The sequence below is a fragment of the Lachnospira multipara LB2003 genome, from assembly GCF_000702205.1.
Lineage (GTDB): Bacteria > Bacillota > Clostridia > Lachnospirales > Lachnospiraceae > Lachnospira > Lachnospira multipara_A.
In genome coordinates this window covers 203,819-228,393 of sequence record NZ_JNKW01000004.1, presented here as the reverse complement: position 1 = coordinate 228,393, position 24,575 = coordinate 203,819, and the positions used below count along the sequence as shown (strand labels likewise).

Below are 24,575 nucleotides of genomic sequence, written 5' to 3'. Positions count from 1 at the left end.
TATTTGTGCAAATATAGACAAATGTTACGAAAAAAAATAAATTTATCTGAAAATAATAGAGAAAAAGTTTTTACTTAAATATTATATTGTGCTATACTTTTATTATCTAGAACCGTAGAAATATTTACATCAGAGGTGATAGCATGATTAAGAAAGAGATGATAGCTATGTTACTTGCTGGTGGCCAGGGAAGTCGTCTGGGTGTTTTGACTTCTAAGGTCGCAAAGCCGGCAGTAGCATTTGGTGGAAAGTATAGAATTATTGATTTTCCACTAAGTAACTGTATTAATTCGGGAATTGATACAGTAGGTGTGTTGACACAGTATCAACCACTAAGATTAAATACCCATATAGGAATAGGTATTCCTTGGGATTTGGATCGTAACGTTGGAGGTGTTACGGTTTTACCACCATATGAAAAGAGTACTAATAGTGAATGGTATACAGGTACAGCCAATGCCATTTATCAGAACTTAGATTATATGGAACAATTTAATCCAGAATATGTGTTAATCCTTTCAGGTGACCATATTTACAAGATGGATTATAAAATTATGCTTGATTATCATAAAGCAAATAATGCTGATGTCACAATTGCAGCTATGCCGGTTCCTATTGAGGAAGCTTCTAGATTCGGTATCGTTGTAACAGACGGTGATAACAAGATAACAGAATTTGAAGAAAAGCCAGCTAATCCAAAGAGCAATTTAGCATCAATGGGTATTTATATTTTTAGCTGGAAGGTATTAAAGGATGCACTTATTAAGTTGAAAGATCAACAAGAGTGTGACTTTGGTAAACACATTATTCCATATTGCTTTAATAGCAATAAGAGAATATTTGCGTATGAATATAATGGCTACTGGAAGGATGTAGGAACTTTAAGCTCATATTGGGAAGCTAATATGGAACTTATTGATATAATTCCTATATTTAACCTATACGAGGAATTTTGGAAGATTTACACAAGTAATGATTCTATTCCACCTCAGTATATTGCATCAGATGCTTATATTGAGAAGAGTATCATAGGCGATGGTACAGAAGTATATGGTAAAATATTTAATTCTGTAATTGGTAGTGGTGTAATAATAGAAGAAGGTGCAGAAGTACATGATTCAATTATTATGAACAACACTAAAATTGGTAAGAATACAATTATCAACAAGTCAATTATTGCAGAAGACGTAGTCATTGGAGACAACGTAGAACTTGGAGTTGGGGAAGAAGCTGAGAACATCAAGCTTCCAAAGATTTATAACTCTGGCCTGGTAACTATAGGAGAATGCACAGTAATACCAGATAATATTAAGGTTGGTAAAAACAGTGCAATTTCAGGTGTAACAACTGCTTCTGATTACACAGATAATCAATTAGCAAGTGGTGGATATTTAGTTAAGGCAGGTGAAGAGTAATGAAGGCGATAGGAATTATTTTAGCCGGCGGAAACAACAGAATGATGAGAGAATTAACTAATAAAAGAGCGATTGCTGCAATGCCTATTGCCGGTAGTTATAGAGGTATTGATTTTGCATTAAGCAATATGTCTAATTCTCGTATACAAAAAGTTGCTGTTATTACACAGTACAACGCAAGATCTCTTAATTCACATTTGAGTTCATCAAAGTGGTGGGATTTTGGTAGAAAACAGGGTGGATTATTTGTATTCACACCAACAATAACTGCAGAAAGCAGTAATTGGTATAGAGGAACAGCTGATTCAATTTATCAGAATATACATTTCCTTAAATCAAGCCATGAACCATATGTTGTAATTGCGTCAGGTGACGGAGTTTACAAAATGGATTATAATAAGATACTTGAATACCATATCGAGAAAAAAGCTGATATTACAATGGTAGTAAAGAAGCTTGAAGATAGAAGCGAAATTAGTCGTTATGGCGTTGTTGCAATGACAGATGAAGGACGAATCACTGAAATTGAAGAAAAGCCATTAGAGACAAATCTATCAACTGTTTCGACAGGTATTTATGTAATTAGAAGACGTCTTTTAATTGAATTGCTTGAAAAGGCAGCAGAAGAAGACAGACATGAATTTGTAAGAGATATCCTAGTTAGATATAAGAACATAAAGAAAATATATGGATATAAACTAGATACATATTGGAGCAACATTTCAACAGTAAATGCATATTATAAGACAAATATGGATTTCTTAAAGAAGGATGTTAGAGATTATTTCTTTAAACAGTATCCAGATGTTTACTCAAAGGTTGAGGATTTACCACCAGCAAAGTATAATTTTGGTGCTAATGTAAAGAACAGCTTAGTATCTAGTGGATCAATTGTTAATGGTACAGTAGAGAATTCTGTCTTATTTAAGAAGATATATGTAGGAAATAATGCAGTAATAAAGAATTCTATTATCTTAAATAATGCATATATTGGTGATAATGCCTATATTGAAAATTGTATCGTAGAAAGTAACAGTACTATTAAGGCCAACGCAAAGTATGTTGGTGAGAACGGTCCTCAGATAGTTATAGAGGATAGTCCATTATATTATTAATGTGGTTACTAAAATTCGTGGAAAGATTAGACTAACGTAAAGAGGCACCCCGCGGATTAGTAAATAAATCAAGAAACCTTATTAGTGGTTTAACAATCTGGTCTAGCAAGTTGATCTGTAATTAATTTTGGGAGGAGTTAATTGCAGTAGAGATTAGGTTATAAACAATATATAAGAAGTTCCTTGAAAAGGTAACGAAGGGATATTAATATGATAGGCCGACAAAAAGTTGCGGCAGAAGGGGTGCTTATGAATATTACAGACGTAAGAGTACGTAAGATTACTAAAGAAGGCAAAATGAAGGCTGTAGTATCAGTAACAATTGACGATGAGTTTGTTGTACATGATATTAAGGTTATTGAAGGCGAAAAGGGCTTATTTATTGCTATGCCAAGTAGAAAGTCTACAGATGGCGAATATAGAGATATTGCTCATCCAATCAATACAGCCACAAGAGACAACCTTCAGAAGTTAGTGCTCGAAGCTTATGAAAAAGCTGACGACACACCAGCTGAAGAGTAATTAGTAATTATTCTAATGTAGCTAAACCGCAATGGCACACATTACGTATAATGTAAAAACTTAATAGTGTGTGACAGCAACTTGCGCTGTAAGACACAAACATTCAAGAATAAAAGGCTTTCCCTGTTTTGGGAAAGCCTTTTTCAGTTAAAAACCCAATTTTTTAGAAATAAATAGAGCAAAAGGACTATAAAAATAGGAAAATTATTAAGATAAAACATGGTCAAAAAGGACTATAAAATAAAATAACAGGAAACTAATGAAAAAATTTGTATGTATAATTTGCATAAGATAAACAAGAAAAATAAAATATCATTGTTAGATATGTATAAACGGCATAATTTTTAAAAGGAAAATAAAACCCACCAACAAGTTTCCAAGCAAATAAATAGATACTAAAGTATTATAAAGCTAGTACTAGGGTACTAAAAATGGCATTTTTTGTTTACAATTTAGTAACAAAAAAATAATGGAAAATTCATATTTAAGTACTATAAAACTAGTACTCTAGTACTATGCTTTGGAACAAATGTCAAAATAAACAATATAAAGGCGAAGATTTTAGTGAAAATTACACAATGCTTTGTGTTGACGTAAAAATCATATTTTAGCTATAATGACAAGTATCAGCAGGAGAAGTAATCGTGGGACGTAATGAATTGCTGATAAACAGGAGTTTAGTGATTATATATTTTATGGGAGGAATGGTCTATGAAGACTAAGATGAGAGCGAGAATTATGTCAATCGCAATGGCAATTCTCATGGTTGTTGGTCTTATGCCAACTGATTTTTCAGTTGTGAGTGTAAGAGCCACTGAGGATAGTTCAAATACTCATGTATTTGAAACATCAACACTTACAGCAACAGCTGCAGGTACTTATACAGATGGACAAGAAATTACATATGATGACTATTTCACAATAGTTGCAAGTTCAAAGACAAAGATTGATTCAAGTTCAAAGACATTTGACGATGAATATACATCAGGACAGAGATTAAACTTTGGTGGAAAGGCAGATATAGAAGCAGCAAAGAACTATGTAAGCTTTAAAACAAGTGCAAGTGCAACAGTAAAGATTTGGTGGGCAGAAGGCGGAGAAGACAATAGAAGCATGGCAATTTACAACCTATCAAATGGAGAAGTTGCATCACAGACATCAGAGACATTAGCTAAGAATGCAGCATGTGTTTCAACACTTACATTAAGTGAAGCAGGAACATATGCATTAGGTGGTTTAGAAAACAACAATTACATTTTTAAGATTGAGGTTACTGAAACACCAACTGTTACATCAACAGTTAATACATTTGAAACATCAACACTTAAAGCAACAGCTGCAGGTACTTATACAGATGGACAAGAAATTGCATATGATGACTATTTCACAATAGTTGCAAGTTCAAAGACAAAGATTGATTCAAGTTCAAAGACATTTGATGATGAATATACATCAGGACAGAGATTAAACTTTGGTGGAAAAGCAGATATAGAAGCAGGAAAGAATTATGTAAGCTTTAAAACAAGTGCAAGTGCAACAGTAAAGATTTGGTGGGCAGAAGGCGGAGATGATAATAGAAGCATGGCAATCTACAACCTATCAAGTGGAAAAGTTGCAGCACAGACATCAGAGACATTAGCTAAGAATGCAGCATGTGTTTCAACACTAACATTAAGTGAAGCAGGAACATATGCATTAGGTGGTTTAGAAAACAATAATTACATTTTTAAGATCGAAGTTACTGAAACTTCAGGTGAGGCAGCAGAAGTAGTAAGAGCAGATTGGTCAGAAGTTGCTAATCCTACAGTAACAAATGTAGTAGATAATGGAGATGGTACAGTAACAGTTGATTTCGATGCTTTAATCGGAACAAATGGAGCAGATGGAGCTGTTGTTACACTTACAGATACTACTGGAGAATCTCAGACAAGTAAGTATTTAAAGGAAGGTAATACAGGTTCAAAGACATTTACAGTTAGTTCATCAGGAACATATACTGCAACAGTTAGCATTTATCGTGAAGGTGAAGTAGATAAGACTAGTGAAAGCAAAGAAGTTGATTTTGTTTTACCACTTGAAAATGTAACAATTAATTCAGTAACAAGTACAGGTAATGGAACAGTTTTAATTGACTGGACAGAAGTTAAGGAAGCTGATTCTTATATCGTTTCTTATAGCACAGATGGGGAAAATTATGTTGTTGCTGCAGATGCAATTACTGATACAGAATATACAGTAACTGGTTTAACAGTTGGCACTACTTATAAATTTAAGGTGCAGGCAGTAAGACGTTTACCAGCCACAACAACAAATGGTACAGTAAGCGATGAGCTAGAGGCAACTAAGGAAGCTCAGACAGTTTGGGGTACAATTACTTATGGTAATGGTGCTAACGAAAGCAACTTTACAAAGGTTGGAGATATTAATAAAGATGGTAAGGTACAGTTAACAGCTGGTAAGTTAACAAATGGAAAGCTTACAGGTTCAGGTAACAACGGTAAGTTAGTTCCTGCATCATTTGATGGACTTTCATTCTATTACACATCAGTACCTACAGATAAGAACTTTACATTAAGAGCTAAGGTAAATGTTGATCAGTGGTATCTTTCAAATGGACAGGAAGGTTTCGGCCTTATGGCAGCAGATCAGCTTGGTGGTTCTGGATGGAACAATTCATATATGGCAGTTGTATCTAAGTCAGAATACTATGCAGATGCAGAAGGGAAAGTAACAACAGATACAACAGCAACAAAGGTAACACAAAAAATTGGTATTGCTTCACAGGAAAAGACAGGCTTAACAAAGGAAAATTTAAGTGAATTTGAAGCAAACAATACAGCTGTTATTATTGCTAATTTTAAGACAAGTTCATATCCATTAGAGCAAAGATATGCTAGCTCAGGTAATGTAATCGGAAATAATGTTAATAGTGTAACTTCTGAACAGAATATTACAGAAATGTATTTAACAATTCAGAAGAATAACACAGGTTATTTTGTAACTTACGAATCAGTAGATGGTTCATATTCAGTAACAAAGAAGTACTATGATACAGAAGCTCTTTCACAGATTGATTCAGATTCAGTTTATGTAGGATTCTTCGTATCAAGATTTGCTCAGGCAACATTCTCAGATGTAACACTTAATGTAATTGACAAGGCAAGTGATGCACCAGCAGAAGAGCAGCCTGTTGAAACAATTGAAACAGTAGCAACAATTGATTCAGCAGATTCATCAAATGCAGCAAATTACGAATTAAAGTTTAATGCTAACGCTGATGGTAAGGCAGTTGTTTACCAGAACGGTGTAGAAATTGCAAATGTAGATGTTAAGGATGGTAAGCAGGTTGTAGTTAATACAGTTCTTAACTTAGGAGATAACACATTCCAGGTTAAGTATGATCCAACAGATGGTTATAAGCCAGGTGAGTTTAAGGTAATGAGTTCTTATGACGAAAAGACTCTTAGCCAGACAGTTAAGTATCAGGCTTATACAGGAGATATTATTTATGTAGCACCTAATGCTAATGGCGTAGGTACTAACGAAGATCCAGCTGATTTACAGACAGCAATTAAGTTTGCTCAGCCAGGTCAGACAATAGTTGTTAAAGAAGGTACATATAGTTATAACCATACATTAACAATTCCTAGAGGAACTAATGGAACAAGTGAGAAGGAAATCACATTAGTAGCTGATGAAAATGCAACAACAAGACCAGTAATTAGTGGTGAGAATGCAAGTGGACATGCTATGGAAATTGCAGGTGACTACTGGTATATCAAGGGTATTGATGTTACAAAGTCAGCAGATGGTAAGGATGGTATTCATTTAAGTGGTAGCCACAATACAGTTGATAATGTAGAATGCTATAAAAACGGTAATACAGGTCTTCAGATTTCAAGACTTTCAGCAGCAGATGCAGATAAGTCAACATGGCCATCATATAACTATATTTTAAATTGTACATCATATGATAATGCAGATCATGGTTATGAAGATGCAGATGGTTTTGCAGCTAAGTTAACATGTGGAGATGGAAACGTATTTGACGGTTGTATCGCACATAACAATGCCGATGATGGTTGGGATTTATTTGCTAAGGTTCAGTCAGGTGCAATTGGTGTTGTAACAATTAAAAACTCAGTAGCATACGCAAATGGTTACCTTTCAGATGGAACAAATGCTGGTAATGGTAACGGATTTAAGATGGGTGGTGACTCAATGACAGGTTATCACAAACTTATTAACTGCGTAGCATTTGATAATAAGTCAAAGGGTATTGACTCTAACTCTTGCCCAGATATTCAGATAAGTGATTCAACATCATTTAACAATGAAGCTAATAACGTAGCTCTTTATACTAATACAGCTGCAAATACAGACTTTAGTGCAACTGGTATTTTATCATTTAGAACAGAAAATACAGATAATGGTGAAAACTTCAAGTTAAAGGGAACACAGGATACATCAAAGGTTTATCAGGCAACTAACTACTTCTGGTTAACAACAGATGGTGAATCAAAGGATGCATCTAAGGAAGTTAGTGCAGATTGGTTTGAATCAGTAGATACTAAGATGAACTATCAAACACATGTATATAAGGAATTACCAGTGACACGTAATGCTGATGGTACTATTAACATGAATGGTTTATTAGTATTAACTGATAAGGCAGCAGCTAATACAGGTGCTACATTAAATGCAAGCACATTAACTGCTTCAAAGACAATTGAGGTTACAGGTGATGTAACAACAGGTCTTACAAAGGACAATAAAGAGGAAGATAAGGGTATAGTTTACGAGGTTCTTAACGGAGATGGACAGACAGTAGTTAAGGGAAATTCATTTGTAGTAAGATCAGCAGCAGACTTTAATAAGTTTGTTAAGGTTTTAGTTGATGGTAACGAAGTAGATCCAGCTAACTACACAGTAACAGAAGGTTCAACAGTAGTAACATTTACACCAGAGTATTCATCAACTTTAGCAGATGGTACACATGAAGTTGTAATAGTTTCTACTGATGGAGAAGCAAAGGCAACAATTACAGTAGCAAGTGCAGATAATAAAGAAGAAGTAGCTGCAGATGTAGCTAATGTAGCCAATGCAAACACAGCAACAAATACATCAACAAGCACTTTCGAACAAGCAAAGGACAATGCTAAGACAGGTGACAATATGATGTTAGTTGTATATGCTGCAATGATGTTAGTTGCAGGTGTTGCAGTGTTATTTACAAGAAAAAAGAAAAATGCATAGTAGATAAATGTTGCAATTACAAAGTAATTGTAATGTAGCCTCATGCTAGCGCGAAGCGCACTTAAATGCATAAGGTTCGAGTAAAAGTAAAACATAAAGTAGGCGCGTTTTACTAAACTGAAAGAAAAGACCCTTTATTATATGATAAGGGGTCTTTTTTATAAATAAGGCTTAAAAAAAGACAACAGGGGTAGTGGCAAGAAAAGCCTTAGATTATAAAAATGAAACCGCAAATTCATTTTTATATCAAAAAGCAAAATAGGTAAAGGGAGGTACTATATGAAGTTAAGGGATTTAAAAAGAGTGCTTACAAGTGTATTAGCACTAATTTTATTTGTCGCTTCAATTCCATTTACAGGAAGCTTAGTTGAAGTAAAAGCAGCAGAGCTAACTAATGGACTTACAGAAACGAAAGCTGTAAAGGGAGAGACATATGTAATGACTTTTGCTGGATTAGATGGAAGCGATTACAAACATACTCCAGGAACAAGTCTAGGTTTAGTAACATTTGTAAAAAATACAGCTAATAATGGCGCACATGGTTTAACTATGGGAAAGGGCGCAGAAATTACTGTAAAGGTAGCAGGACCTTGTACAATTAATGTCCAGACATGTATTTATTATAGCGGAGAGCCAGTACTTTACATGAATGGAGAACAGGGACAGAATGCACGTTTAGCTAACGAAGGTGATTTACTTACATATGAATATACAGGTGAAGCAGGAGAGGTTACATTTAGTGTGGCTGAAGGTGGAACTTGGATTCACGAAATTACAGTAACACCTAATCCATATGTTCCTACAACAACAACATGGAATTTTGATCAGTCTAACACTAATTATACTAGTGCATATTCATTAGCACTTCAGGGAGCTAATAATGGTACAGGTACATTTGAAGGCTTAACAATTGATGCTACAAATGGTAAGTTAGCAGCTAGAGCTTCTGATGCACAGGCTAATGCAAGAACTAAGATAACAATTCCTGTAGATGCATATTCTAATTACACATTAGATGTGTTAGCATATGGTGGAGGTTCATTTGAAGTTGATGGAAACGCACTTTCTGTAGAAGGATCAAATGGCTGGGTTACTTATACAATTAATGGAACAACAGACATGGAAACAGAGTCAATTGATTTAAATGTAACTTCAAGTACATATATAAGGGAGATATCATTGACACAGGCTAGATCAAGTGCTCCTACACAGGCAGGTAATGGCAAAATCGATGTGGTTGATTTTGGTGCCGAAATGCTAGATAGCAATATTTACAATAACTTATTAACAGTTGATTTATACAATTCATTCTATGGTTCAGGCGTTGAGGCTGGAACAACAGGTGTAAATATTGGCGATTTTACAATTAATGACGCAGAAGGCAAAGAATTTATTTATTTTTGTGCAGGTGGCAAGACTAATAATAGAGTAAGAACAACAAACGAAGCTGTATCTAGATATGATTCTAAGGAGAAGACAGATGCCAACGGTAATAAATACACAGGTATGGTTTATTCTAACAATTCTTCTACAGATTCAGTTTATATGAATTTTAACTTAGTTGAAAATGATGTATTAAAGCTAATGTTAGGATCTAATTCTAATGCAGCACTTTATTACTTTGTTTCACCAAGTGGTGAAATTCAGGAATTTAATTATTCAGGAAAAAATCAGGTAGAAGAAGCAACATTCTACGCTCCAGAATCTGGTAAGTATAAGTTATATTGTACTAACGAAAAGTTAGTAATTACACGAGCTACAAGAGAGCATATTGTACCTGTAAAGGTAACTGGTGAAAGCACATATGCTGATCCTAATGGACTTGGCACAAAAGCTCCATCAGGATATAGCCTTTGCTTTACTAATAGACAGACACATGGAAAGACAGTAGTTGCAGTTGCAGCAGATGGAACATATGAGACATATTTATATGAAAACTACGACTACGATGTAACCCTTGTAGATGCTAATGGATATGTAGTAGCATCAGAAAATACTATATCAGTAGCTAGAGGAGAGGTTGATAAGACATTTAATGTAGTAGTTAACCCAGTAGAGCTTGTAACAATTACAGGTAACTTAGAAGGAATTAGTGCAGATGCGGCTGCAAAACTTAAGTTATCATTTGTTGCAGATAAGATTTATGTACCTGAATTAGTTGTAAATAATGATTTATCATTTACATTAAAGGTTGAAGCAGGAGTTACATATAGTGTAGTAGCATCAGATGCTAATGACTATACATTAGTAACAACAGAAATCTCAACAAATGGAGATGCTACAAAAAATATAACATTCAGTAAGAAAGCAACATACGATGCAGAAATTACACTTTCAGGCGTATCAAGTGAAGATGCTAAGAATGCAGTATTTACATTAACAAATATTAATGAAACTTACGAAGATGGCTCAAGCTACACATACACATTTAACTATACAGATAAGATTTCTTTAAGAGAAGGACAGTATAGTATTAAGGTTTCAGGTCTTGGAAACCTTCCATATGAACAGGCTCCAACATATGATTTAAAGCTTGGTTCATATGATAATACAGATAACAAGACAGGTAACAAAGTAGAAGTAAAATTCTATGAAGTTAAGGATTGGAATTTTGGACTTTATAATAAGGCATATAGTGGAAATGGCATAGAAAAAGTAAATGATAAGGATTATTACTATGGTCTTGAAACAGTAAATGCTCTTGAGAATAAGACATATTTACTTCTTAACGAATCTACAGATGCACAGGGAAATAAACTAGCAGGTAGCATTAAGGTTCCAGTAAAGAAGGGCGATATAGTAACACTTTCATACTGCTATAGCTCATATTTTGTAGCAGGTGATTTAAATATAGCTGCAAAATCAGGAAGCACTTCTTTAATTGAAACACAGAGCGTAGTAGCAAGTGAAGATGGTGTATTAGATATTACATCAAACGGTGGACAGACATATTTTACAGATATTAAGGTAGTTACACCTACAGAGTATAAGGATACACTTACAGTAGGTAAGGACAAAGAATATCAGACAATTAATGATGCACTTTCTGCAGTAAGAACAATGTCAAGAACTAGCGAGCAGAATGTAACAATTGAAATTGATCCAGGTACATATGAAGAAATGCTAGTTATTGATATGGATAATGTAACTCTTGCTAATGCAGCTAAGGAAAATGCAAGTATTGACCTTAAAGATAGCGGTGTTACAGCAGATGATAACGCAGTAAGAATCACATCATACTATGGTCATGGCTATGCATATTACAGCATGGGCAAGGATTGTAAGTTTAATGCAGATTTATTAGATGTAAATACATACAATGGTTACTATTCATTTGAAAACCCAGGTTCTGGTACAACAAATGGTAGTTACTGGAATGCAACAGTAGTTGTATATGCTAATGGATTTAGCGCTGAAGGTATTATTTTTGAAAACTCATTTAACCAGTATCAGTCAGAACTTGCAACAAAGGATACAATAGTTGCTTTAAGTGGCGCTAAGGGCGAGAATAAGGGTGCAAGAAATGACTACGAGGCTGGATCAACAGCAGTTCAAAATAAGGCATATGTTGAAAGAGCTGCAGCACTTTCAATTGGAAGTAATGTAGCACATTCATATTTTGGTAACTGTAAGTTTGTAAGTAGACAGGATACTTTATATGGTGGAGTTAATTCAACAGTAGTATTTGATAAGTGTTCAATCTATGGTGGAACAGATTACATCTTTGGTGGTATGGAAGCTGTGTTTAATCAGTGTGATTTAGTAGCTAATACAAGTGAAGATGCTAATGATACATTCTATATTACAGCTGCACAGCAGACACAGGGCAGAGGATACTTAATGTATGAGTGTAGAGTAACATCTACAAAGCCAGGTGTTGATACAGCATCAGCTAAGGAATCAAAGCAAGGTTACTTTGGTAGACCATGGCAAGCTAATACAGCTGAAGTAGTATTCTATAATACTAAGATTGATACAACTAATTTCTATGATGGAGAAGAAAGACTTCTCATTGCAGATGAAGGTTGGAACTCATCACTTGGAGGTAAGTCAAAATTAAGTTATGAATATAATTCAGTAGACCCTAATGGAAATGCAGTAAATACAGACAAGAGAGTAGACTGGAGCGTATTACTTACAGACAACAAGTTAAGTGATGGCACAGAAATAACAATGGAAAACTTTGTTGGTAGTGAATGGATTAATGAATTAATGGCAGCAGGTAAACTAACAGGAAAGGCAGTAGAAGACATTGTTTATGAAAGCCTAGAAGGTGATGGCGCTACAGTTAAGGCTGGTGATGTAATAAAACTAAGATCAGCAGCAGACTTTAGTAAGTTTGAAGGTGTTTACGTAGATGGAGTAGAGCTTGATAAGGCTAATTATAATGCTTATGAAGGTTCAACAGTAGTTGAATTAACTGGTGATTATACTAAGACACTTGCAGGTGGTAAACATGAAATAGTAATTCTTTCTAGTGATGGAAAGGCAACATTTAATGTAGTTGTTGCAGAGGAAGAGATAGCTACAAAGCCTAATACTAATGAAGAGGCAAAGGAAGAGCCAAAGGAAGAACCAAAGGAAGAGGCAAAGGAAGAGGCAAAGGCAGCAGATGAAGGTGAAGTTGCAGCTGATACAGCTAAGGTTTCAAATGAAGCTAAGGCAGTTGAAAGCGCAGAAAAAACTACACAGGAAGTTGCAGCTGACACAACAAGCACAGGAGATAACAAGGGATTCGTACTTGGAGCTTGTGCAATGGCAGCAACAATTTCATTAGCAGCAATGACAGTAACTTCTAGAAAGAAAGAAGAAGAATAATAATAAATAATTAATTTATTAGATAATAAGAGGGCATGTAGTAAGTATTTACTACATGCCCCTTTAAAATAATGTTTAATTATAAGCTTATCTTTTTATCAAGAAGGTAAGCAGTTGCCCAAACCATAATAACCATAAAAATAAGTTCAAAAATTGTTTGAGGTAAACGCTGATATACGTAATCAGCTATTGTTTCAGGATATTCTCCGATTTTTGGAAGAGCATCAATTACAAAAATGTTGATTACAAATAATACAACATAAAATACTACAGATAAGAAGCCCTTTCCCTTGCTATTTGAAAGAAGAGTAGCTGATAAAGTTATGCTTAAGTATCCCATTACAACATATGTTAGGAATACAATTAATGAACAAATAGTCAAACCGATAAGAGAAGCTATTAAGCTTGAAAGGCTCATGTTATATGACTGTAATACAATATCTAATACATCAAAGGCGCTAAAAGATGACTCAGTAAGCATATTAGCGTATAATTGAATATCCCAAACACCAATGCCAACAAAAATAAGTGCAACAATTAAAGCTGTAATTGCAACATGTATTAATTTTGAAAGAATAATAGAAATAGTTGAATTAGGTGTCATAAAAATAAGATAAATTGTCTTGTTTTTAAGTTCCTTACTATATGAACTAATTCCAAGGGCAAGTACAACAAAATATGCTATAGATGCTGTAAGTATAAGTCCTAAGATAGCAAGTGCAATATGTTCATCGTTTCTATTGTTGTAACTTACAAGAAAGTAAATTTCAAAAACAGCAAGAATACCAAGGAATATAAGTACTGGTGTTATATTTTTTCTAAATTCGTATTTAATAAGTTTTAACATGATAATCCTCCTTAAGCGTAAATTCTCTTGTATTGATCTACAAGACTAAGACCAGTTTGTTCTCTAAGACTAGCGATTGGTCCTGCGTTTATAATTTGACCATGCTTAATGAAGATAGCATGAGTTGAAACCTGCTCAAGTTCATCAACTAAGTGAGAAGAAACAAGCATAATACGACCAGCTCCTGAATTTGCTGCAATTGTTGCTACCATACGTTCACGAGCAATGATATCAATACCGTTTAGAGGTTCATCAAGCATCATTACACCAGAGCTTCTTGAAAGAGAAACTGCAATTTTTAATTTAGCAAGCATACCTGTAGACATCTTATATGCCTTTAAGTTATCAGGTAAGTCCATATCACTTAGCATTTTAGCAAATTTATCAGGATTAAAATCTGGGAAAAAATCACAAAAGTATTTGCTAATATCTCTAGCTGTCATATATGAGTAAAAGAAACTTTCAGTAGGCATATATGCAATATCAGCTTTATCGCTTGATGAAAGTGGATTCCCTTTATAATAAATAGAACCTGAATCAGCTTTAACAAGTCCTGCGATTAATTTCATAAAAGTAGATTTACCACTACCGTTAGGACCAAGTAGTGCATAGACATTACCGGGTTCAAGACTTAGATTAAGGTTGTCAGCTGCGACAGTATGAGAGTATCGCTTATTTACATTTTGTAGTTGTAACATAATTCCTCCTTTAGATTGTGTTAAATTTTTTATATACAATCAAATTTAAAAAGATTATATCATAATATTTAGTCAAAATATAGTAGATTATTTAGCACGTTAACAATCTTGTTGACCAAGTAATTTGGTGATAAGATTAGTTTACACAGGAAAAGTGCGTGAAATGTATTTTTTGTGTGTATTTAGTCATGTAAAAAAGTGAGGTAAAATTATGTATATAATTGCAGGATTAGGAAATCCAGGAAAGGATTATGTAAATACAAGACATAACGCAGGCTTTATGGTAATAGATGAATTAGCAGATAAGCACAATATTAGTTTAGATACATCAAAATTTAACGGAATGATTGGTAAGGGTGTAATTAATGGAAATAAGGTAATACTTGTAAAGCCACTTACATATATGAATAATTCAGGTGAATGTATAAGAGCAGTAATGGATTATTATAAGGCTGATATTGATGACTTTATAGTTGTTTTTGATGATATAAGTTTAGATGTGGGCAAGTTAAGAATTCGTCCAAAGGGAAGTGCTGGCGGACACAACGGAATTAAAAGTATAATTGCCCATTTAGGTACAGATGGATTTAAGAGAGTTAAGTTTGGTGTAGGTAATAAGCCATCAGGATGGGATCTTGCAGATTGGGTATTAGGCAGATTTAAACAGGAAGATGAAGCCACTTTAAAGCAAGCAAGAACTAGAGCTTGTGAGGCAGTGGAAACAATGCTTGATGAATCAGTAGAGTTTGCCATGAACAAGTTTAATTAAAAAGGAGAAAATATGGATACATTTTTTAAACCGGTACTTAATTTAAGTGGTGTTAAAGAACTTAATAATGTGTTAAATAGCGATGGCGGAAAACTTGTATCTATATCAGGCTGTATAGATACTCAAAAAGTTCATATAGCAAGTGCAATAGGAAGTGCTTATAATTTTGTATTAATGGTTACAAGTGATGAAATAAAGGCTAGAAAGATAGTGGAGGACGCTCTCTTTTTTAATAAAAATGTAGTGTATTATCCTGCCAAGGATGCGATTTTTTACAATGCTGATATTTCAGGTAATCAGATACAAGGAGAAAGAATTAGTGTAATTGATAAGATAATTAATAGCGATAAGTTAATGATAGTTACCACAATAGACGCCTTATCAGATACTCTGATTCCAATTGAAAAATACATAGATAACACATTAGAATTTAAGACGGATGACATAATTGACTTAGATAAATTAAAGAAGAAATTAGTGGCAATAGGATATGAGAGAATGCCATTAGTTGAAGGTAGAGGCCAATTTAGTGTTAGAGGTGGAATAATTGATATTTTCCCATATACACAGGAAGTGCCTGTAAGAATTGAGCTTTGGGATGATGAGATAGATTCCATTAGATATTTTGATGTGGAGAGCCAGCGTTCAATTGAAAAATTAAAGGAAATTAGGATTTTTCCCGCAACAGAGTTTATTTTTGATGAAGAAGAAATCCAAAATGGCTTAAAAGAAATAGAAAAGGAAAGAGACGAACAGTTAAAGCGCTTTAACATTGATAAAAAGAGACGTAGTAAGGAAGATATTGATGCAGGAAATGCCACAAGAAAGCTAGTAGATGATGCCATAAGAACTAGGGATTTTTCTAAGTTTATAAAGGTATTTTCAAGAAAATGCGTGTCATTCCTTGATTATTTGCCAAAGAATAATTGTTTAGTGGTACTTGATGAGTTACATAGATTAAAGGAGAAGGCAGATTTAGTTTCCTATGAATATGAGGAAAGCATGAAGAATCGATTATCCTGTGGTATGGTAATTCCAGCACAGACTAGTCTCATTAGAAGCATAGATGAAATAATGGCCAATTTAAGGGATTTTAAAAAGCTAGCCCTACAAACCCTAGATTTTGCCTATAAGCATAATAAGGTGGATTACAGCCTTAATTTAGAGACAAGAAGTATAAGTTCATATAATAATAGTTTTGAGTACCTTGTATCAGACCTTGCAAAATATAAGAAAAATAAGTATCAAATAGTACTGGTATCTAGCTCAAGAACTAGAGCAAAAAGAATAGTTGATGACCTTAGTAAGCTTGGAATTGAGAGCTTTTATAGTGAAGATTTTTCTAAGGAATATGAAAAAGGAACTATTATGTTTACTTATGGAAGCTTGCATGCAGGCTTTGAATATCCCCTTATTAATTTTGTAGTAATATCAGAGAGTGATATTTTTACAGATAGGGAGAAGAAAAGGCTTAAACGAAAGAAAGAAGCTAAGAAAAATGGAAATACAATTGCAAGCTTTAATGACTTAAATGTTGGGGATTATGTAGTGCATGAAAGCCATGGTTTAGGAATTTATAAGGGCATTGAAAAAATTGTCGTTAATGATGTAGAGAAGGATTATGTAAAAATCGCTTATGATGGTAACAGTAATCTATTTGTACTTGCAACTCAGATAGATAGATTGCAAAAATATGCAGCAGCTGACGTTGAGAAAAAACCAAAGCTAAATAAATTAAATTCTGTGGAATGGAAAAAAACTAAGAGTAAGGTAAAGTCCGCAGTTGAAGAGGTGGCTAAGGATTTAGTTGAATTATATGCTACCCGTTCTAAGATAAAGGGATTTGAATTTACTCCAGATACAGTTTGGCAGCAGGAATTTGAGGAAATGTTCCCATATGAGGAGACACTAGATCAGCTAAATGCCATAGAAGATACCAAAAAAGATATGGAATCAAGCAGAGTTATGGATCGACTTATATGTGGAGATGTGGGATATGGTAAGACTGAAGTAGCTATTAGAGCAGCATTTAAGGCAGTTCAGGATAGCAAGCAGGTAGCTTACCTTGTTCCTACAACAGTTCTATGTAATCAGCATTTTAACAATTTCAAGGAAAGACTAAAGGATTTCCCGGTTACAGTAGAGCAGTTATCAAGCTTTAAGACCTCTGCACAAAATAAAGAGACAGTGGCAAAACTTAAAAAGGGAACGGTTGACATTGTAATAGGAACACACAGACTCCTTTCAAAGGACGTGGAATTTAAGGATTTAGGCCTTCTAATTATTGATGAGGAACAGCGATTTGGTGTAACTCATAAGGAAAAAATTAAAAAACTTAAGGAAAATATAGACGTTCTTACCCTATCAGCAACACCAATTCCTAGAACTCTACATATGAGTTTGGTAGGAATTAGGGATATGAGCGTATTAGAGGAACCACCGGTTGATAGAATACCAATTCAGACCTTTGTTACAGAACATAATGATGAGATGATAAGGGAAGCTATAAATCGTGAATTAGCAAGAGATGGTCAGGTTTTCTATGTCTATAATAAGGTAAGGGGCATAGAAGATATGGCAGCTCATGTGCAAAGTCTTGTGGGGGATGAAGCAGTGGTTGCAGTAGCCCATGGGCAGATGGACAAAAGACAATTAGAAAAAATAATGTCCGATTTTATCAATCATGAAATAGATGTATTAGTATGTACAACCATAATTGAAACCGGTATGGATATTTCTAATTGTAATACCATGATAATTGAAGATGCTGATAATTTCGGGCTTTCAACACTTTATCAGTTAAGAGGTAGAGTAGGTAGAAGTAATAGAACAGCTTATGCCTTCCTCTTGTATAAAAGAGACAGAATGATAAGTGAAATAGCAGAGAAAAGATTAGGTGCAATAAAGGAATTTGCTGGATTTGGTAGTGGATTTAAGATAGCTATGAAGGATCTAGAAATTAGAGGCGCAGGTTCAGTTCTTGGTAGAAGTCAGCATGGACATATGGCAGCAGTAGGTTATGACCTTTATTGTAAGATGTTAAATCAGGCAGTTAACAATCTAAAGGGCATAAAAAATGAATATGATTTTGAAACAACCATAGACTTAGATGTGGACGCTTTTATTCCATCAAGCTATATAAAAAGCGAGTTCCAAAAGTTAGATGTTTATAAAAGAATTGCAGCTATTGAAACATTAGATGAATTAAATGATATGGAAGATGAGTTGACGGACAGATATGGAGAAATGCCAGCATCAGCTCATAATCTAACAATGATAGCTCTAATAAAGGCAAAGGCACATAAAATCGGCTTTATAGAAATTAAGGGCGGATTAAATAATGCCATAGGCGGAACTGGTAATTCACAGTGGTTTACTAATATGTCAATTTCACCAAAATCAGAAATAGATGTTGACGCATTAGATGCATTCTTAGTAAGATTTGGGGGAGCATTGCAATTTAACATAAAGGATGCAAGCTTTAGATGGAAGGTAACTAAACGCAAGTTTGGTAATGCCAAGGAATATCTATTAGGACTTAATAGTTTAATGGATGATTTCCTTGAAAATGTAGTGAAAAAGTAAAAATATTAATGGGAGGTTTTATGGAAAAAATAAAAGGTTTCCTTAAAAGAAAGGATATAGAAATATCCTTAAAAAGATATGGTGTAGACGCATTAGGCGCTATGGCACAAGGTCTATTTTGTTCATTACTTATTGGAACAATACTTAATGCTATAGGAACACAGTTTTCTATAGATGTATTTACAAAAACAGTAGCAACAATAAATAACACAGGTTATACAGTAGGAGGACTTGCATCAGCTATGAGCGGTCCTGCAATGGCGCTTGCTATAGCTTATGCTCTAAAGTGTCCCCCTCTAGTATTATTTTCAATGGTATCAGTGGGATTTGCAGCTAATGCACTTGGTGGAGCTGGTGGACCATTAGCAGTTTACTTTATCTCAATTATTGCAGCAGAGTGTGGAAAAGCAGTATCTAAGGAAACAAAGATAGATATTATAATTACACCACTTGTAACAATAGTTGTGGGAATATTAGTTTCTAGTCTTATAGCGCCACCAATTGGAAAGGCAGCACTATGGCTTGGAAACATTATTATGTGGGCAACAGATTTACAGCCATTTTTAATGGGAATTATTGTTTCAGTGATGATGGGAATTTTCTTAACACTACCAATTTCATCAGCAGCAATTTGTGCAGCCCTTGGTCTTGTTGGCCTTGCAGGTGGAGCAGCAGTTGCAGGCTGTTGTGCTCAAATGATAGGTTTTGCAGTAATATCATTTTCAGAAAATGGTTGGGGAGGCCTTATTTCCCAAGGTATTGGAACATCAATGTTACAGATGGGTAATATAGTAAAAAATCCGAAAATCTGGATAGCGCCAATACTTGCATCAGCAATAACAGGCCCAATAGCTACATGTGTATTTAAGCTACAGATGAATGGTGCAGCAGTTTCATCAGGTATGGGAACTTGCGGAATGGTAGGACCTCTTGGAGTTTATACAGGTTGGCTAGGGGATATACAAAAGGGAATTAAGGCAGGAATTACTGCCTTTGACTGGATTGGTTTACTATTAATTTGTATTGTGTTACCAGCAGTTCTATCAGTGATTTTTAATATGATACTAAAGAAAATTGGTTTTGTTAAACCAGGAGATATGAAATTAGAAATGTAAAAATGATATAAATTTTTAAGCAAATGCTAATACTTATTAAGGTTTTGTGATAAAATCAATAATAAGGATTGGCATTTGTTTTTTTTTATAGCTTTTTGTTGACATAAAAAGAAAAAGTACTTATAATACATTTTAGTACTTTAAAGCGTAACGCTTTAAAGTAAAGATTAAAAAATAACAGGAGGAAAGTATTGTGTTAGAACAAAAAGGTGATTTAACCTCATTTAGGCCAGATATTAAAGTAGTTGATTGTACATTACGTGATGGAGGGCTTGTTAATAATTTTGAGTTCTCTGATGATTTCGTCCGTGATTTATATAAAGCTAATGTAGCTGCTGGAATTGATTATATGGAATTTGGTTACAAGGCTTCTAAGGAAGTTTTTGATCCTAAGGATTTTGGTAAATGGAAATTCTGTAATGAGGAAGACATTAGAGCAGTGGTAGGAGATAATAATACAGATCTTAAGATTGCTGTAATGGCAGATGTAGGAAGAACTGATTTAAATGATATACCACCAAAGTCGGAGAGTGTGGTAGATCTTATTAGAGTTGCTACTTACATTTATCAGATTCCTGCAGCGATAGAGATGATAGAAGATTTTGCTAAGAAGGGATATGAGGTTACAGTTAACATTATGGCTATTTCAACAGCATCAGAAACAGAACTTGACTTAGCTCTAGAATTGCTTGGTAAGAGCTCAGCCAATGTAATCTATTTAGTTGATAGCTATGGCTCACTATTCCCAGAGCAGATGTGTCGCTTAGCTGAGAAATACTTAGCAATAGGCGAGAAGTACAATAAGTCAATTGGTATTCATGCTCACAACAATCAACAGTTAGCTTTTGCCAATACAATTCAGACAGCATCAATTGGAATTAGTTATTTAGATGCAACAATGAATGGAATGGGTAGAGGAGCAGGTAACTGTTCTACAGAACTATTATTAGGATTTTTAAGAAATCCTAAGTATAAGATAGCATCTGTATTTAAATTTATCGAGAAGCATATGCTTCCATTAAAAAAAGCGGGAATTACATGGGGTTCAGATATTCCATATATTATAACAGGTCAGGCAAATCAGCATCCAAGAGCTGCAATTGCCTTTACTAAGGAGAATAGAGAGGATTATTCTAAGTTTCATACAGAAGTTGTAGCTTACGAATAAATAGATAGATGCCTTTAGCCGAAGGTAAAAAGTGTTCAACGGTTTTCTTTATACTAAAATGTGCGACTGCAAATTGCAGTCGCACATTTTATTTTAGTTAACAAGGGATTTTTTCTGAATCCATTTTCCATTAAGAAATCTAATTGTAAAAAATGCAGATCTACATGCCCAGTCAACAAACATTCCAATCCAAACACCAAGAACTCCAAAGCCTAGTATAATACCAAAGACATAGCTACTACCTACTCTAAATATCCACATAGATAGAATACTTACTATCATGGTGTAATGAACATCCCCTGCGGCTCTAAGGGCATTTGGCATAGTAAAGGATAATGGCCAGATAAATAAAGATGTAATGTTAAAGGCTCTAAGTACCACAGTGGCAATATCCACAGCTTCAGGAGATAAGTTAAACCATGTAGGAATGTAATGACCTATAAAGAATAGTGTTATATTACAAATCCAGTCTCCAATGTATGACCATAGAAGAATTTTCTTAACATAGTGTTTAGCCTCATCTTTTTTACCAGCACCAATACACTGTCCAACAACTGTAATAAGGGCAAGCCCCATAGAACTTGCTGGAATATTAGCAAAATCTATAATTGTGTAGCTTACAGAGTTAGCAGCAATGGAAGCCTGACCTAGGCTAGTAACCATACGAACAACCATAAGTTTACCAATCTGGAACATTCCATTTTCCACACCGGATGGTATACCAATAAAGAGAATTTTCTTAATAAGTGAAAAATCAGGTATGTAGTCAGCAATTTGGTTAAGCCTTATTGGACTTTGCTTTCTCATTATAAAGTAGCTCATTACACCACTACCAATAACTCTACTTATGAGAGTTGATAGTGCCACACCAAAAACTCCCCATTTAAAGCAAAGAACGAAAATAGCATTTCCAAGGATGTTAACAACGTTCATCAGTAAACTAATATATAAGCTGATTTTGGAATTACCAACACTTCTAAAGATAGCAGCACCGGAATTATAAATACCAAGGAATGGATAGGATATGGCAGTTACTGTAAAGTAAAGAACTGCAAAATCCATAATGGCCTTTTGAGTATTACCAAAAATTCCGGAAAGTAACGGTCTTGCAAAAAGTACAGAAATTCCCATCATAATAAAGGCAAAGGTAAATAAAACTAATTCGAGTTGTCCTGCAGCCTTTTTAGTCTGTTTATCCCTACCAGCACCAATGTATTGGCTACATACAACAGCACCACCTGTTGCAAGGGCAGCCATGATTTGAATAATTAATCTGTTAATATTGTCTACTAGGGCTACACCGGCAACAGCAGCTTCGCCGGTTTGAGACACCATTAACTGGTCAACAAAACCAACAGTTAATGATAAAAGCTGTTCTCCCATCAAGGGAATAATAAGTTTTTTAAGATCCTTATTAGAAAATATCATAATAACTCCTATAAAATTAAATTGTGTAAAACCTTGTTTATTGTAAAGCCTAAATATGGCTTTTGCAATAAGAAAAAAGTGTTAGCCAAAACAGCTAACACTTTTTGCAAAAAAATAAAAAAGTTTATAAAGGTTTGTTAGATAATTACATAATTCTGTGAATCCAACCTTCAGGTGCTTCGATTTCACCTTTCTGGATTCCTGTAAGTGTTTCATAAAGCTTCTTAGTTACAGGACCCATTTCATCCATGCCACTTGGGAAGCAGATTTCCTTACCGTGATCATTAATCTTACCTACTGGTGAGATAACAGCAGCTGTACCGCAAAGACCACATTCAGCAAAATCCTTAACTTCTTCAAAAGGAACAACTCTTTCTTCAACCTCAAGTCCTAAGTATTCCTTAGCAACATGAACGATAGAACGTCTTGTAATTGAAGGTAGGATACTGTCTGATTTTGGTGTTACAAGCTTACCATCCTTAGTAATAAAGATAAAGTTAGCACCACCAGTTTCTTCAACGTTAGTACGTGTTGCAGCATCAAGATACATATTCTCAGCAAAGCCTTCTTCATGAGCTTTAACGATTGGATAAAGACTCATAGCATAGTTAAGACCAGCCTTAATATTACCTGTACCATGAGGTGCTGCTCTATCATAATCTGAAACCTTAATAACGATAGGCTTAGCGCCACCCTTAAAGTAAGGTCCTACAGGTGTAGTTAAAATTCTAAATTGGTATTCGTCAGCTGGCTTAACACCAATAACTGGATTAGTACCAAACATATAAGGTCTAATATAAAGTGATGCACCTGAACCAAAAGGAGGTACCCAAGCTGCATTAGCCTTAACTACTTCATCTATTGCCTCAAGGAATCTTCCTTCAGGTAAAACAGGCATTTCAAGTCTTCTACATGAATCATCTAATCTGCTAGCGTTAAGTTCAGGTCTAAATGTTACAATGTGACCATCCTTAGTTGTATATGCCTTAAGACCTTCAAAACAAGTCTGAGCGTACTGTAAAACCCCTGCACATTCGTTCAAAACGACTTTATCGTCATCTGTTATATATCCTTCATCCCATGCTCCATCCTTGAAATTTGTTACATATCTTGCATCTGTCTTCATGTAACCAAAGCCAATATTGGCCCAATCAATGTTTTTCTTCTCTACCATAAAAAGTCTCCCTTCCAATATAAGCTTAGATGAGATCTAAGTGTTTTAAGATATTTTAACGCTTTAAACTAATATATGTCAATACTAATGTCATACAACTACCATAACTTGTCATACAAGTTAATTTTCTTTTTAATTTTTGTCCTAAAACGTTAAATTAAATAGTAGATTTTAAAAAAACAAATGTGCTATAATAAATGAAGATAGAAGGGATTTGTAGCTAAACTAAGTTTAGTATATAAACGTCCGAAGTGGATAAAATTTGGGGTAAACTAGAATTGAGGTGTTTTAAGTGGCAGAGATTATGACAACAGAACGTCTACTTAAAGCCGATGTTACTATGGAAGAGAGCAGGAAGATCGAAAGAGTTCTTAGACGTAATAACATTTCATATTTTGAGAAATGGAATTTACATACAGGTCTTCTTAAATTTATGAATTTCGGCAAAAGTAGTAAATGTGATATCTACATTCATGTAGATTCATACGATAAAGCGAAAGCAATTTTGGGAGAGTAATCGCTTTAGTACAAATTAATATTTAATAGAATTTGACATGGATAAATAAGACATGAAATTCTAAAAATTATAGGATTATATTGATATTTTTTATATCGATATAATCCTTTTTACTTGAATCTTAACATATAATAGAGTAATATTTTTA

The 24,575-nt window shown here is 34.4% G+C and carries 14 protein-coding genes; 10 read left to right on the top strand and 4 right to left on the bottom strand.

The window, feature by feature from the left end; all coding sequences use genetic code 11:
• Positions 1–143 precede the first annotated feature (143 nt).
• The 5 genes from T537_RS0103715 to T537_RS0103695 all read left to right on the top strand — a co-directional run bounded on the left by T537_RS0103715 (position 144) and on the right by T537_RS0103695 (position 13,126).
• Positions 144–1,415, top strand: coding sequence for a glucose-1-phosphate adenylyltransferase (locus T537_RS0103715; RefSeq protein ID WP_027436927.1), 1,272 nt, complete (start codon positions 144–146; stop codon positions 1,413–1,415).
• Positions 1,415–2,530: a glucose-1-phosphate adenylyltransferase subunit GlgD gene (glgD, locus tag T537_RS0103710; RefSeq protein WP_027436928.1), complete on the top strand. Its 1,116-nt coding sequence runs from the start codon at positions 1,415–1,417 to the stop codon at positions 2,528–2,530. Before T537_RS0103715 ends, glgD begins: the two co-directional genes overlap by 1 nt.
• 249 nt (positions 2,531–2,779) lie before the next feature.
• A complete protein-coding gene (spoVG, locus tag T537_RS0103705; RefSeq protein ID WP_027430975.1) occupies positions 2,780–3,052 on the top strand; it encodes a septation regulator SpoVG in 273 nt (90 codons plus the stop codon).
• A gap of 711 nt (positions 3,053–3,763) precedes the next feature.
• Positions 3,764–8,308 carry a right-handed parallel beta-helix repeat-containing protein gene (locus tag T537_RS0103700; protein ID WP_031556371.1) on the top strand — a complete coding sequence of 1,515 codons (4,545 nt, stop codon included), beginning with the start codon at positions 3,764–3,766 and terminating at the stop codon, positions 8,306–8,308.
• 279 nt (positions 8,309–8,587) lie between these two features.
• Entirely contained in the window at positions 8,588–13,126 is a 4,539-nt protein-coding gene (locus T537_RS0103695; RefSeq protein WP_031556369.1) for a pectinesterase family protein, read from the top strand.
• A gap of 79 nt (positions 13,127–13,205) precedes the next feature.
• Here the strand turns inward: T537_RS0103695 and T537_RS0103690 are convergent, their stop codons facing one another.
• Positions 13,206–13,973 carry an ABC transporter permease gene (locus T537_RS0103690; protein WP_031556366.1) on the bottom strand — a complete coding sequence of 256 codons (768 nt, stop codon included), beginning with the start codon at positions 13,971–13,973 and terminating at the stop codon, positions 13,206–13,208.
• 11 nt (positions 13,974–13,984) lie between these two features.
• Positions 13,985–14,671 (bottom strand): ABC transporter ATP-binding protein, encoded by a 687-nt coding sequence (locus tag T537_RS0103685; protein ID WP_027436931.1) that lies wholly within the window; start codon positions 14,669–14,671, stop codon positions 13,985–13,987.
• A 211-nt stretch (positions 14,672–14,882) separates the two neighbouring features.
• On the opposite strand from T537_RS0103685, the gene pth reads away from it, so the two are divergent.
• The 4 genes from pth to T537_RS0103665 all read left to right on the top strand — a co-directional run bounded on the left by pth (position 14,883) and on the right by T537_RS0103665 (position 21,308).
• The gene (gene pth / locus T537_RS0103680) at positions 14,883–15,440 is read left to right on the top strand and encodes an aminoacyl-tRNA hydrolase (protein ID WP_027436932.1); all 558 of its coding nucleotides are present in this window, start codon (positions 14,883–14,885) and stop codon (positions 15,438–15,440) included.
• 12 nt (positions 15,441–15,452) lie between these two features.
• Positions 15,453–19,025, top strand: coding sequence for a transcription-repair coupling factor (mfd, locus tag T537_RS0103675; protein WP_031556364.1), 3,573 nt, complete (start codon positions 15,453–15,455; stop codon positions 19,023–19,025).
• 20 nt (positions 19,026–19,045) lie between these two features.
• Entirely contained in the window at positions 19,046–20,140 is a 1,095-nt protein-coding gene (locus T537_RS0103670; RefSeq protein ID WP_031556362.1) for a PTS sugar transporter subunit IIC, read from the top strand.
• Between the two features lie 193 nt (positions 20,141–20,333).
• Positions 20,334–21,308, top strand: a complete 975-nt coding sequence (locus T537_RS0103665) for an aldolase catalytic domain-containing protein (RefSeq protein ID WP_027436935.1) — start codon at positions 20,334–20,336, stop codon at positions 21,306–21,308.
• Positions 21,309–21,401: 93 nt separating this feature from the next.
• Here the strand turns inward: T537_RS0103665 and T537_RS0103660 are convergent, their stop codons facing one another.
• Positions 21,402–22,736, bottom strand: coding sequence for an MATE family efflux transporter (locus T537_RS0103660; protein ID WP_031556361.1), 1,335 nt, complete (start codon positions 22,734–22,736; stop codon positions 21,402–21,404).
• 145 nt (positions 22,737–22,881) lie between these two features.
• The gene (locus tag T537_RS0103655) at positions 22,882–23,910 is read right to left on the bottom strand and encodes a branched-chain amino acid aminotransferase (protein WP_031556359.1); all 1,029 of its coding nucleotides are present in this window, start codon (positions 23,908–23,910) and stop codon (positions 22,882–22,884) included.
• 292 nt (positions 23,911–24,202) lie between these two features.
• Here T537_RS0103655 and T537_RS0103650 point away from each other — a divergent pair, with 292 nt between their 5' ends.
• Entirely contained in the window at positions 24,203–24,427 is a 225-nt protein-coding gene (locus tag T537_RS0103650) for a hypothetical protein (protein WP_027436938.1), read from the top strand.
• Positions 24,428–24,575 lie beyond the last annotated feature (148 nt).

Coding starts and splice junctions, on each gene's coding strand:
- mfd (WP_031556364.1), top strand. CDS start 15,453: ATGGATACATTTTTTAAACCGGTACTTAATTTAAGTGGTGTTAAAGAA.
- pth (WP_027436932.1), top strand. CDS start 14,883: ATGTATATAATTGCAGGATTAGGAAATCCAGGAAAGGATTATGTAAAT.
- T537_RS0103700 (WP_031556371.1), top strand. CDS start 3,764: ATGAAGACTAAGATGAGAGCGAGAATTATGTCAATCGCAATGGCAATT.
- glgD (WP_027436928.1), top strand. CDS start 1,415: ATGAAGGCGATAGGAATTATTTTAGCCGGCGGAAACAACAGAATGATG.
- T537_RS0103655 (WP_031556359.1), bottom strand. CDS start 23,910: ATGGTAGAGAAGAAAAACATTGATTGGGCCAATATTGGCTTTGGTTAC.
- T537_RS0103660 (WP_031556361.1), bottom strand. CDS start 22,736: ATGATATTTTCTAATAAGGATCTTAAAAAACTTATTATTCCCTTGATG.
- spoVG (WP_027430975.1), top strand. CDS start 2,780: ATGAATATTACAGACGTAAGAGTACGTAAGATTACTAAAGAAGGCAAA.
- T537_RS0103670 (WP_031556362.1), top strand. CDS start 19,046: ATGGAAAAAATAAAAGGTTTCCTTAAAAGAAAGGATATAGAAATATCC.
- T537_RS0103695 (WP_031556369.1), top strand. CDS start 8,588: ATGAAGTTAAGGGATTTAAAAAGAGTGCTTACAAGTGTATTAGCACTA.
- T537_RS0103690 (WP_031556366.1), bottom strand. CDS start 13,973: ATGTTAAAACTTATTAAATACGAATTTAGAAAAAATATAACACCAGTA.
- T537_RS0103685 (WP_027436931.1), bottom strand. CDS start 14,671: ATGTTACAACTACAAAATGTAAATAAGCGATACTCTCATACTGTCGCA.
- T537_RS0103715 (WP_027436927.1), top strand. CDS start 144: ATGATTAAGAAAGAGATGATAGCTATGTTACTTGCTGGTGGCCAGGGA.